The organism is Aquimarina algiphila, assembly GCF_947494415.1.
GTDB classification, from domain to species: domain Bacteria; phylum Bacteroidota; class Bacteroidia; order Flavobacteriales; family Flavobacteriaceae; genus Aquimarina; species Aquimarina algiphila.
The window spans coordinates 471,521-485,685 of sequence record NZ_CANLVC010000009.1 but is presented as its reverse complement, the minus strand read 5'-3'; the positions used below and the strand labels follow the sequence as shown (position 1 = coordinate 485,685).

The following is a 14,165-nucleotide window of genomic DNA, read 5'->3' as shown; positions in this document are numbered from 1 at the left end:
ATTTATATTTTCTACTCATTGTTGCAAAGTATAAAATGCCAGTTTTATTTTTTGAAACTATACTATACTTATTAAAATAAAAACAGCCATGTTTTTATAAACACGACTGTTATTACAGTAGTTCTGAGTCTTGCTCATTTATCGCATTGCCGATGCAAGTTTGTAACTTGTGCCTCTGTGACTGCTTTTTTATTTTCTTACTGTTGTCTACACTCATACTCTGCTAATCTTTGACGGCACCAGAAACATTCTGGCGCTAGCGGGGGATATCGGTAAATAACACTTTTTCTTGTTTTATAATTCTCAAATAAAAAAACCTTATAATCGTTCCAATAAATTCTAATACTATCATATAAATTTTAATATTAAAAAGGTAACTCCTTTCTAAAACCAAAAACAGCCACATCTCTTTACAAACATGACTGTTTTTACTATTTATTACTTTACCCAAACCTTGACAGCACCCGTCACAGACGAGCGCTAGCGGGGGATCAGGTTTTATCCACGCCCAAAAAGATCGTTAAGAAAAAAAATTAATAATAAGGGAATCAAAATAGAAATTATAAAATAAAAATAAGTTAATATTTTGAATCTAAATGACAATTTCATAGATCTTTCTAGTATAATTTTTTTTCGATTTTTAACTTGATATTTGTAAAAATTCAATCCTAGGATTATAAAATAACATATCAAAAAAGTTAAAGGTATTTTTTGGATTAAACTCTCATTTTTAGTTAAATAAAACAAAGGTAACAATATAGTTATGAAGTTAAATGTCTGCTCTATAGAAATAATAATAATTGGGAAATATTGTGGATCAGAGTCACTTTTCCTTTTTAAATTATAATAGTAAAGAAAAATGCGATCAAAAAAATTAATAAATAATTCCATATTTAAATTTAGGTTTTTAATATCCGATATAATCGTATTTTATTCCTCGTTCTATATATATACTTGAATGAACCCCAAATACAGCTCTGTTATACCATTCTTGTTTGATCAAATAATTATCTCCAAAATACCAAACACCTTCATAAACTGCAGGCCCTAGAATTGGTACATAATTTGACGCAGTAGCTCCAACTCCTTTAACAGTACCAGCTGCTGCGGCTCTTCCATCATTATTAATAGCACCTTCAATAGCATCATAATAATCCAAAGGAGCAGTAACAGCACCTAAAACTTTTACACCAGTTTTCAAATTCGACATAGATTTAACAGCATCTTGAGCTCCCTTTTCATAAATGTTACCCATTGCACTACTTGGAATTGAGTTATTGAAATCAATTCCATATTTTGGATCAATTCTTCCTAAGAGAAAATCATTTTTTGTTATATTTGGAATAAGATCCTTTACAATAGGAAAAAATGTATCAGCAGCCATATCGATACCACTTGCAAAATCTCCAGCTGTGAAATTTCCTTGTTTATTTCCTCCAGAACCCCTAAGAAAAACAGGTTCAAGTCGATCTATAAATCCTATATAACTTTGATTTTGATCAAAAAAGACATCTATATTTCCAGAGTTATACTCTTCAAATCCATTTGGGCAGGGAAAAGCATTCCCATCTGCATCAATACAGGCAAAACCTCCATCGGGATCAATAACATTTGTTGGATTATTCCCCATTCCAAGGTAAGGAGAAGCAAATTGTCCTTTCGGATCCGTAGTCAACCACCGTCCAATCCTACTATCCCACAATCTAAGCTCAAACGCTTCTTTTCCAGTTTCAGGATCTTTTTCTTGTCCTTGGTAGGCATATCTGTACCCTTCGGCTCCTCTCAGGGTACGATTAGGCATTGGCATCCCAAAAGGATAGTAGTCGGTTGCGCTACTCATTGCCATCGATTGTCCTTCTGGGCTTCTACCTACTACTGCTCTTACATTACCTAAATGATCGGTTAATTGATATAAATGTGTTCCGTCTGGTTTTCTAACGCCTAGTCTACTGGCTCCATAAATGGTATTTTCTATCACTTGTCCATCACGATAGATCGCCATCGCGGTACCTGCTGCATCTCTCACATAATGTTCGGTATAACTTAGGTTTCCATTGCTTGGATTATAGGATTCTTTACGCACCCTATGTCCCTTGTCATTGTAAAAGAACTTGACCAGTGGTTGATTATCTTTTTGTACTTCGATCACCAAACCACTCGCATTGTAAATATAGGTAATATTTTCAGAAGTATTCTGTACCAATTGGCCAATACTATTATACACATAGTTATCCCCATCCTGGTCTTTGATATCATCTGCATTGGTAGCAGTCGATACAACATCATCCACTCGTAATAACTGATTGGGTTTATCGGTTTTATAGGTATAGGACAATTGATCCATCACATTACTCCCGCCCTCTGTTTGCTTATTACGGTTAAGGGACCGGATATTACCATTAGCATCATAGGTAATATTATCTACCTTATAATCTCCATTGCTATTTATGGCAACTTCACCTGCTTCAACAATCACTTCTGTACCATCAATTTTTGCAGAAAAACTACTCCCAGCTTTTGCATGAAATCCTGGTTGCATTGTGATGGCTACATTAGCCAATAGGTTTTTTGTATTACCAGCGTTAACAATTTCTGTCGTGGTAATATTATCCTGAGCTGCGTTACCCCCACCTACATACTCCACGCTTTGTGTAGTATTATAATGGCCATAATCAGCTCTCTTTAACCAATTGTTACGATCATACTGGTAACTATAAGTATGCTCCTTATCTGGTATAGGATTATAATTAGAGTTCCATCGAATTCCTTTGATATTTCCATTATATTGATTCACTCCGTAGTTTGGACTCTTTATATGATCCAACGGGCGTTGATAATCCTGGTTATGATAATCGATGATCATCCCAAATAAATCATTACCATCTCCTCCCGGATCTTTTGTACCTGCTAAACTGGGGTGGTTGATACTTTTTAGCGCTCCTTGTAAATTATATACATAATCTATCCCTTGTAATCCCTGGGCAATATTTGTTCGTTTTAATCCTCCGGTTTCATAATATTCGTAAGATGCATGCTCGGTAAAACTTGTATCATTGGTAGACGTCTCTACTTTAGTTAAGCTGTAATCGTCTGCATCGTAAGTATATTTATGGATAAATTGTTCTGCAGCTATTCCTTTTTGATAGTACACTTTGGTCACCTGGCTTGTAATGGGATCATATACATAGTCTATGGTTTTTACCCCGGATAGCCCATTAATTTGCTGTATGATCCATTGTACTCTACCATAGATATCGTAGCTATACCAAGTGGTGGTCGTTTCAGGATTTAATGTATAAGTTTTAGCCACATTACCTGCTACAAAAGATTGTTGGGCATAATTACTTTGCCTCGTATCACTGCCAAAGGCTGCTGCTAATCCTGTATTATCATGGTGGTCATATTGTGTAACATGTTGTTCTTTACGAGTTCCAGAAGGTAAGTCTGCATCTGGATCACTGGTTGCAAAATTAGTATTTACAAGCACTCCACTTTCTACAGGACGTCCTCGTTGGTCATAATTCGTATAGGAGAACTCTCCTGCTGCGAGCTGTTTGCTATTTTGCGAAAATCGAATTTGCCCATCCTGACGATATTTGAATTTGGCCTCTCCTTCATCTGGGCTGGTAGTGGTTTCTAATTGTCCCAGGGAGTTATATACAAATGTACTCTCTAACTTATTAAGCGGTTGTTTAGCACTTAATAATTGTCCTGTTTTATCATATTCATTAAGGCTATAATCATAATAGTTTTCGTTATACATCACAGAAACCGTATTGGGTGTATAACTAGTTATATCACGAACTGCGACACGATAAAAACCATTAGGCAAGCTAGCTGTCGACGTACTTACAATTTGTTCTGTAATTAGGTTATATACATCGATAGCAACTCCGGAAGCGTTGTTTATTTGCAGCCCAGTACTTCCTGTTGGGATATGTACATCTACAAATCCTTGTGCACTGATTTGCACAGTAGATGGTCTCAATGTTGTATTTCCGCTTTCATTACCACTACGCGCAGCGGCCAAAGTCCTTCCATCTGTATCGGTAAACACGACATTCTCTACCCCATGTACATCACGAGCAATCGTTTTGATCACTTTATACGTATCGTATTTAGAATCTCCAAAAGCTATGGCTTTTGACAATTCTTGGCCGGCGGGCATAGAAAAGACATATCCATTCTTCCACTCATTATCGATTTTATTACCGCCGATTGTTTTCAAAGCAGCTCCTGGATTAAGATCACTATAGATGGTACGAGAATATGGGCGATCTGTAATATCCTGATAGGGTTCTGTTGTATTATTAGTACTGTAATACCAACCTAAAGTATTGTCTTGAGTTCCTACGACAGTGGGATTCTCGGGATTGTTTTCAAAATCTGCTGTGGTTAGTGTATTACCATTCGATTTTTGGATAAAATTTTCTCTATAGAAAAAATCCAGCCCAATATTACTATTAGTTGGGGCACTTAGTGTTTGTAGTGCAGGTCTCCCTTGACTATCATACAGCGTTTGTGATGCCCAGGTTTTACCAGTTTTAACATCTTTACTTTGTGACTGTACTCCCTTGCCTAACGCATCAAAATATGATTTGCTCTTTGCTACTTCTTTTCCGTTGATATCATATGTTGTAACTTTTATGGTATTCCAGGGTTCATCGACATCGCTCTCTCCTGATGGACATCCATTTTCCATACCAAATACTCCTGGGCATGTATCACCATTATTAGACACGTAGGTATTACCATCGCTTGGAGGCTGACAGGTAGGGCTCACTACTACAGTACCTTCTCCATATCCATCACCATCTGCATCTACATACCAATTCGAATTTTGCCAGTTAGAAGCATCCTCATCATTACAGTCATCGTTATTGAGTACATAATTCCCTGCAGGTTTATAGCAACTTTTTACTCCGCTAATACCTCTTTTTCCTTTTCCATCATTATCCCCATCAATAAACCAGGTCCTTTCATTAAATATATTCACATTAGTATCATCACAATCTCCGCTCCTTCTTATATATCCTGAAGGTTGGGTACAACTCGTTGTAGTAACCGTATAAGAACCATAGGTATCCCCATCTTGATCACGATACCAAGTCACAGGGGTTTGTATCGTTTTATCATTATCGTTACAATCTCCAGCCTGAGTTACCAAACCAGGTATTGCACTATAGGTGCATACAATCTCTGTAAAAGCTGTAGTAGGGTCTCCTTTACCATCTTTATCATTATCCAAATATAAGGTGACCTCAAAAGGATATTGACAATCTATTGGATCTTCTAATTGTCCATACATTTTGGAAAACAAAACGCTACCAAAAACAAAACAAAATATTATAAATTTTTTCATTATATCATTCATTTAAAATATAAATTAATAGCTTGATTAGTATTGGATTCCTACATTATCATTATCTCCACCTTCTCCGCCACCATTACCAGGGCCGCCATCTTGATTACAATACCCCAAATAAAAGGTTTGTAGTGATGCAGTTTGACCTGTAACATTATCTCTCACTTCGGCAATAAAAGGGATTCTTTCACATAGCTCATCCACAAGACCAATTGTAGTAGCATTATTCCATGGTCCAAACGTTAAATTGTGATTTACTCCACCCGGTTCACCAATAGCCCATCGATAAGAATAATTACCACTACCGTTATATCCTTCGGCAGTGATTCTTCCTGTTAAACCTATGATCTCAACTCCAAGATGGATGGTGAGTGTTTTTTCTACTTCATTACCATCTGTTGTACAGCCACCACTTTTATAATGATATTCTGTTTCCTGAGTTGGTTTTAGACCTCCTACTATTCCAGTAGCATCTACCGTTTCTGAAAGGGTTCTAATTAATCTTCCTGTATCATCATATTCATATTGAGTAGCCAGATTGTTTGCTCCAAGGATATAACTCAATTCATCCCATTGATTATACACATAACTTGTCATGCTGGAAGCAACGGGAAGCAATCTAAAATCATCCATATCGGTTGCTCCAGAAGATTGCACACTCACAACAGTTTGACTTGTAGGGATATCTATATATCCATTGAGCAACGTCCAATTACCAGCAGTTACACTTTCATTTGTAGTAAAAGGAGTATTTATGCCTTGCACTCGCATACTCACATTACTTTCTTGTCCTTTACGTACCCAAACCGACATTTTAAATTTTGATTTCTCTCCCACTCGATCCGGATCTGCCGGTAAGGTTACTTCGAAACCTTCTCCCCCGTTTACTCGTACGATATGTGTCCCGGTATGAGCATCTGCAACTTCAATTACATTACCAGAAGTTTTTACTTCACCATCAAAATCGGTAGTGCTTCCCGCTATAGTATATTCTGCTCCGCTATAGAACATCTCTGTATATTTTGCATTGGCTACTGCAATTACTTTGGTCTCATCATCTCCCATTTTGGTAGCCACACTATTTCCATTAATATCTGATGATTCTAATGGCATCGAATAATGGTCATACAGATTCACTGTTGATGTCTTGATCCATTTTGGGTTTGCCTGCGTCGTACTCCCCCATTGGAATCCATCAAATTCTCCAGTATATCCTACATAAGCGCCATCAGCATCTATATCCCCTTTCCAGGTATAGGTCTCATGTTTACGCCAGATTTTTTCTGCATCATTTGTTGGTGTATGGGTGGTTCCATCCTGATTGCGGTATGTCCAATCCCTATTCCAGGTCTCAATTCCTGCTCCTACAGTTTTCCATACAGAGCCTACTTTAATTTGGGTTAGACTTCCAGCAGTCTGAGCAAGCATATTTTTGTTTGCAAGGTTATCAACTTTACTCCCCATTTCGCTATACTTCATATACGCAGGTATCACCACCGACTTCACTTCTGTCTGATCACTTAGCAACGTTGATGTTTCTAATGTTGTTCCAGAAATTTCATCATAACGATCAAAAGTAGTCGTTGTTACCATGTTATTAGCTTTAGTTGCTGTACTTTTCAGAGCCTGAGCATAATTGATTCTCGTTGAAGATCCAATTAACCATTTATCAGTTAATACATCATCTATATAATCTATTTCTTTGTAGGTTTGAAAAGATTCCTGATCCATCCCTTGATTATTAGGTCTGTTCTCTCGTCCATAATATTCATTACTTGTCATTGAGATAAGCTGTCCTTTTTTATTAAACCGTTTTAATTCTAATAACTGACCAATGGCACTAAGGTTATCATGGACTGTAGTCTGTCTTATCCCTACATTTTTTTGTGTGGTACTACTATAATATTCATCTTCATGTGTTTGGATCTCAAAGAAATCTCCAAATTTTATAGCATTCTCATCTTTTTCTTTTAATACATTAAACGTATATTGAGTTTTACCTTGATCAATACCTTTTGCATCTGTACTAATCACAGTTACTTTTTCATACATTACCTTTGGCGCAGGAAGTTCTGCTGCATATGGTATTGGTAGATTCTCATCATTAGGAATATAAGATAATGCTCCTGAAGATCTGTAGGATGAATGGTTAGGATCTTCATTAAAACCATCCTGATGGTATTGATACTTTGTTTTATAGGTATGAACTCCATCTGTTATTGCTAATTCTTTTACTCGTATATCTCCTTCTTTTTGATCAAATACTTTTTTATTTCCTATGATTTTAAAAACTACAGAAAATGCATGACCCTCACCATTAGCTCTCCAGGTTAGGTCATATCGTGGTCGTTTTTCATTTATGCCATATGAGAAAAACGGAATAGAAGTACCCTCAACTTGTTTTGCAGAAAAAGGACGATTATTCAGCAGAAAAGCATCTCTAAAGTAAGGACTGGATGCCATAACCTCAACAATCATATAATTTTGTGAGTCATTAAACTCAGTAATGATAGCTTGCTGTTGGCGTATATCGACGGTTGATCTATCATATCCGCTATCATTGTCATTATGAACAGCAGAATGCCATAAATCCATAAAAAACGTTTTGCCAGGATTAAAATAATCAGATAATTTAAGATCGTTCGCCTTTGTGTCATAAGGATCAGGCTCTATCCTAATACGAATATTAGCCTCTGGAGCACTTAAAGGATTAGCACCTCCTGGTGGAGGAACATCCAGAAATGTAAATTGCAATTGACTGGCGAATAACCTGCCAACATGAAATGCAGGTTTATGAAAATCATCTGATTCATAAGCTACATTAATTTTACCTCCTTCTGGCGTTGTAATACTCTTTAATGACCAATCCCACGGAATTGTATCTGCGTATCCCCAATCATTTTTATGCTCTAAGTCAAATGAAGTTTCATTATAATAATCAAACTTGTAAGGAGGAATACATCCTTTATTCATTTTTCCTTTAAACGATACTGAATTTAAACTTAATCGTCCCCCAAATAGAGAATTTGGTGTACTCTGAGTTAACGATGTATTAGAATTTCGATACCCAAGATCAACCACCTTAATCGCTTTATTTAATATCTGATCGGGGATATCACTGGTATTATAAATATTACTCCATAAGTTATATTGGTAATTTTTTGGAGTATTATTAGGGTAAGGAAATGTTATTGTTGCCGTAGATCCGCTAGTACCACCTTTACTTAAGGTTACCGCATCTTCATTTTTGAGTACTATAATACGATCCAATTTTAATAATTGTTGAGAAGGTATTTTAAATCGTTCTGTAAATGCACTTGCTGCATCATCCCAATTTACAGAGTTGTATTTAAACTCATGCCCGACTGCATCATATCGAAATGATTTGCTAAAAATTGCAGTATGAGTTCTCGTTTTTATCTGATCCAGATAATATATATCCTTATATCCTTCAATCCTGGTTTTAACATCTTCTTCATCCATAGAGTCAATATAGTCCTTACCATAAGGTATTTTCCAGGCATAGGCCTCAGACCATTTACCATAATCAAACTCTACCCAATATCCATAATCGTTATCATCTACCTTTTGATCACCATTAGTATCAACATAATCAGGTCCTGTTATAGCGGTTAATAACCAATGCGTAGCATAGGGAGTATCTTGTATTTTATCAAAATACGCGTCTTTTTCTTCTTTACCACTTACCGCACCAATAGTTCTGGTTACTGAAGCATGGTTATACACAGGGATAGAATAATGATATCGTTTACCATCAACACCAATAACTGTAAAAGCTGCTATGGCATCATCGGGCGGATTGGTAATATTGTTTGTTTGTTTAGGGGGCATATATCCCATACTATACAAAGTAGAACTGCTAAGGTCTCTAAGATCTTTATATGTAAAATACTCAATATAATTTCCCGTTTTTCTTTTTGCAAGACCTGTAGGATTAGAAGTACTATGATAATCTAAGATTTTACTATTAGTAAGATTAGCATTAAAGCTAGCTTTTTGAGTCGCGAGATAGGTTGCAAACTCATTTTCAAAATAAAACTCTGGTTTACTTTCAAATGTAAATGTAGTTGATGCTGTTGGTTGTGTTTTTCCATCAACACTGTAGGCAGTACTAAATAAAGAATGGTTTTTGGATAAGCTAAATAAACTCGCATTTTCATAATATCGTAATGCAAGGTTGCCAGAAACTCCCTGTGCCTGTACATTATAATTATCGATGTTAGGAAATATGATATTATTTTCATCCAGAGAAGTATAGTTTTCATTATCTAATGGAAACTCATTTACATCCATGGTAGCTTCTACGGTTTCAACAATTTCGCAATAACATGTAGCGCATTGATTTTCTGGATCCATCTCCATTCTTGCCTTTACTTGTTCTGCCAATTCTTGACTATTTGCTACCTCAGATTCTAATAATTGTGCTGTTCCATAAATATTCGCTCTACAATCAACTCTAAATATTGATGATATCTGTTTATTAAAATTTAGTGGTCCAGAGATAGTGTTTTTTTCTGCTTTATTCAAAAACCATCTGATTTTTTGTTTACCGAATGAAGCTGTAAATGTTCCTATTGGAGTAGGAACAATTACTGGAATATTGTACCCTGATTGTTTTGTTGTGTAATCTCCCTGTTGAATAGTATTACTAAAGTTTAATTGAATTCCAGTACCACCTCCACCTACAACTTTATTACCTTCCCTTTTTTTCACAGAACCGGTAACTCCTACACCACTTTTACTAATGCTAAAATTAAGGCCTAAGGTTTTGTTTTTTCCTGCTGGTCCAGACACCCCCACACCATATGATCCATTAGTATTTGCACTTATCGAAATTCCAACACCATTAGTACTATAGCCACCATTAACTCCTAAATTGCCTGATGTACTTGCTGAAATACCAAAAGATAATCCTCCTTTAAAATCAGCTCCAATACCTGCAGAAGCACCATCAGTTCCAAAAGAAACATTTCCCCCAAGAGGAGAACCTTCTGGTCCAAAGCCCAGATTTACATTTCCTCCTAATGCCTTATTAGTTCCCCAAGAAAAACCTAAACCAACTGATATATTACCTTCTGGAGTTCCATATCCCAATGAAAGATTATAGTAATTGGCAGAACCTCCTCTATCATAAAAGAATTCATTAAACTCTTCTTGATAATAATCATCTGCAAAACCATTTACACTACGATTAATAGCTCCTGGATTTAAATTCCATCCTAAACCAACCCAAGAAGCTTCCTGATCCATCGCAATACCAGCATGATAGGATAATGCTATAGGATACCCTCCTTCTGGACTTGGTACATTAAGTAACGGCAATACATATGAAAAGTCACCCGTTAATAGATTTACCATATCGGTAGCATCTACAGGTTCGAAACTTGCCGCCTCTGGTGCATTAGGGCCATTATTGTTTGCCCATAGCTGGTTGTACGGAATTAACGTTTGTAGAAAGGTTAATGTAAAAAATAGTGCAATTGCCCGATGAGACATAGAAGTCCGAGGTCGGGAGTCCGCGGTTTTGAGTCTGGGTTCGGAAGACCGATGACCGAAGTCAGATGCCCTAAAACCAAAGCTGGAAGACCGAAGTCGGATGACCAAAGCCTTAAGTTTCTTTTGAAGGAATAGTATGCTTTTTTTCATTAGGTGAATGATTTTGATATTTCTAGTTTATTTTATGTCGGGTGACTGATGTCTGATACCCGATGTTTTATTTTTATATCTGCGCTTCGATAATACTTCAACAGTGCCTGTCCTGAGCTTGTCGAAGGGCTCAGTGTGACAGCTCAGTTTGATTTTATAGGAAGCCAGATGACTGAGGTCTGATGTTCTCAGTTTTCTTCTCTCTTTGAACTCCTGGCTTCTTTCTTCAATCATCTTTCTGCTTCAAAACTTCAGTTTTGGTTCATTATTCATAATTTTTGTTGGGATTTTAAATTTTACTTCTCCCGTATACAACCCTACATCTCCTACTGTAAATGTCATGAACTCTGCATTTGTTACTTTTTCTTCTCTAGGGTATACAAATAACATTGTGGTTGCTCCACTTGTTCCATACATTCTTGGATATATATAATCTGCCATTATGATCGTATCTTTTTTAGGAGTATACAGATACACTTTTTCCTCCATCCCAAAAGCTAATTCATTAACCATGGCTCCAAATCGTTGCTTATCCTTTGCCACGTTACTTAATAATTCCTGATTATTTTTGGACATTGATAAAGTGAAATACAAATACTTTTTATATTTATTTCGTAAACTATCAATTTTGCCCTCGCTAGGCTTTCCTGTAATTTCCTGATGTACAAGTATATCTGTCGGCTTATATAGCAATGAAAAATCAACTCCATTTACGGTTTTCGTATACACATATTCATTACCTGGTTCTTTGATATATGCTAATAATGCCTCTGAAGAATCAAAGGTTTTGGTGGAGCAGGAGGTTAGAAGAACATATCCTGTTAAAATTATGATTAGTTTGTTCAAATTATCTGTTTTATTTTTTGTCCGAAGTCGGAAGTCCGAGGTCGGATGTTATTTATTTTGGAAGTTCTTTGGACTTATCTATCTTTTTGGCTTCCCTCTTCGGACTTCGGTCATCTGACTTACATCCTCTGACTTTTCACTTAATTTTCTTTTTAAAAGCTATCATCATATTCATTAATTCGAAACTTTTACTATAATGTTTGTCAAATTCTTCATTAGAAATATATTCTCATCTTTTGGCTTTGTGCAAACATGTTACTGCTTCTGATAAAGAACGGATTGCATACCCCATAAATCTTTTAAACTCAGGATTCGTTTGTCCGATCGATCCTTCTGATATATTCAAAGCAATAGAATCAACTGCTCTTGAAGTTTGAGAAGTCAAATTATACATTTCTCTTTTTGGAAACTTTTTTGTTATCTTATATAATTCTTCTCCAAAATCCATTGCTTTTTGCCAAATGATCAACTTTTCGAATTTGAATTTCATATTGTTCTATTTTTGTCCGATGTTCGAAGTCGGGTGTCAGGGATCTTAACTTCCGACATCGGTCTTTAGGCTTCTGACTTTACTCTCCTTCAAATTCTGCATTGAGTTCCTTTAGAACTACCTCGGTTAAATCAGCAGATTCTTCTCCATACATGATAGTTCCGTTTCCTGTTGCTCCAAAGATTACTTTGTATCCATTTTTCTTGCCATATTCTTTTACAAAATCATTGATATCGTTAATCACAGTCTGTGTCACCTTCTTATCTTCTTCTACCAATTGTTTTTGTACGGCTTGCTGATAATTATTAATCTGCTGTTGTTTGTTTGCAAGCAACTCTTGTTTTAACTCCAGCTCTTTTTTACTCATATCGCTTCGCTCTTTCTCATAAGCTTTGAGTTCTGTTTGCCAATTCCCAATTAAGCTATCGACATTGGCTTTCATGGTTTTGGCTTTTTCATCAAATTCCGATTTTATAATTGCTGTTCTTTTATACCCTTCTAATAGTTTATTTACATCAACATATACTAATTCTGAAGAAGATTGTTGGTAAAAGAAAGACGCCACAGATGCTATAAGGGCAATTAAGGCAATAGGTAATGCTAGTTTATTCATTTTTTGTTTTTATGTCGGAAGTCAGATGATCGAAGTCCGAAGTTTTTATTAAGTTAAAAGCTAGATACGGGTGACCGAAGACAGATGCTGGAAGTCGGATGATCCATGCCAGAAACTAATTCTTCTGTCATCCGACCTCGGACTTCTTTATTTATTATTCATTAATACGGTTTCTATTTTTGTCAATCGAGTTTCTAAATCTTTGTTTATTTTTTGCTGTTCCTGTAGTTTTTTCTCTTGGTTAATCGTATACAGTGTAAGTTCCTCTATCTTTTCGAGTAGTTTCATATTCATTACGCCTAACTCAACACCATTGGTTTCCATTTCGGTAGCAGATGGTACGTTAGGTAAATGACCATTTTCTTTAATATGTTGCTGTACTTCTTCGATAGTTAATAATTTGTAGTCTTTGGTAAACACATAATCAGGAGCCGGAACACTCAAATCAACTTTTACTTCTTCTGCATGGATTTTACCTTTTACAGTAAGTTTGGAATCTGGATTTGTGGTTCCTATTCCAACATCACCGTTGGTTTTTATCATTATTTTTTCCTTGCCTTTTGTCATAATACCAAAATCATGATCTGATACTGTACCAACTCTAGCATTTCCGCCTGTATGCGACCATAATGATGTTTGAACACCAGTTGTTCGCTCTTCGATCAATATTCTCGAATGCAAATCATCATCGATATTAATGGTTTGTCCCCAATTATCAGGGTTGGCAAATGTTTCATCTCCTACATATAGGTGGCCATTTCTAATATCAACTTTGGCAGTTGGTGTATCGGTGCCAATGCCTATATCTCCATTTTCATCTATTTTTAAAGTAATTCCATATGTCCCATCTGACTTTCTTGTCAGAAAAGCAAATCTGGAACTGGCTTGTCCAAGGTTTTCAAAATAAAAAGTATTATCACTTCTTTTATGATACAAATTAGTTCCAATATCATAGGAATCTCCCATTCCTAATTTAATACCAGAAATAGAAGCTGATGAAGTACTATTATTATACACTCCAAGCCATACAGGGCCATTAACATCGTCATAAACTTGAAGTTTTGATGTTGGAGTGGTCGTTCCTATCCCCACATTACCACTAGAAGGAAATGTATTGGTTTGTGCCATGCCCAGTGTCGACATAAGTAATAGGGTACTGAATAGAATGTTTTTCATTATCTTAA

General features: G+C 36.0%; 6 protein-coding genes. All 6 read right to left on the bottom strand.

The window, feature by feature from the left end; genetic code table 11:
- Positions 1-907: 907 nt before the first annotated feature.
- Positions 908-5,362 carry an RHS repeat domain-containing protein gene (locus tag PQF96_RS23550; protein ID WP_271768892.1) on the bottom strand — a complete coding sequence of 1,485 codons (4,455 nt, stop codon included), beginning with the start codon at positions 5,360-5,362 and terminating at the stop codon, positions 908-910.
- Between the two features lie 36 nt (positions 5,363-5,398).
- A complete protein-coding gene (locus PQF96_RS23545; protein WP_271768889.1) occupies positions 5,399-11,032 on the bottom strand; it encodes a hypothetical protein in 5,634 nt (1,877 codons plus the stop codon).
- Between the two features lie 243 nt (positions 11,033-11,275).
- Entirely contained in the window at positions 11,276-11,878 is a 603-nt protein-coding gene (locus PQF96_RS23540; protein WP_271768886.1) for a hypothetical protein, read from the bottom strand.
- Between the two features lie 229 nt (positions 11,879-12,107).
- The gene (locus PQF96_RS23535; protein WP_271768884.1) at positions 12,108-12,368 is read right to left on the bottom strand and encodes a four helix bundle protein; all 261 of its coding nucleotides are present in this window, start codon (positions 12,366-12,368) and stop codon (positions 12,108-12,110) included.
- 79 nt (positions 12,369-12,447) lie between these two features.
- Positions 12,448-12,981 (bottom strand): OmpH family outer membrane protein, encoded by a 534-nt coding sequence (locus PQF96_RS23530; protein WP_271768880.1) that lies wholly within the window; start codon positions 12,979-12,981, stop codon positions 12,448-12,450.
- Positions 12,982-13,128: 147 nt separating this feature from the next.
- On the bottom strand, positions 13,129-14,157 hold the full coding sequence (locus PQF96_RS23525; protein WP_271768878.1) for a tail fiber protein: 1,029 nt from the start codon (positions 14,155-14,157) through the stop codon (positions 13,129-13,131).
- Between the last annotated feature and the right edge of the window lie 8 nt (positions 14,158-14,165).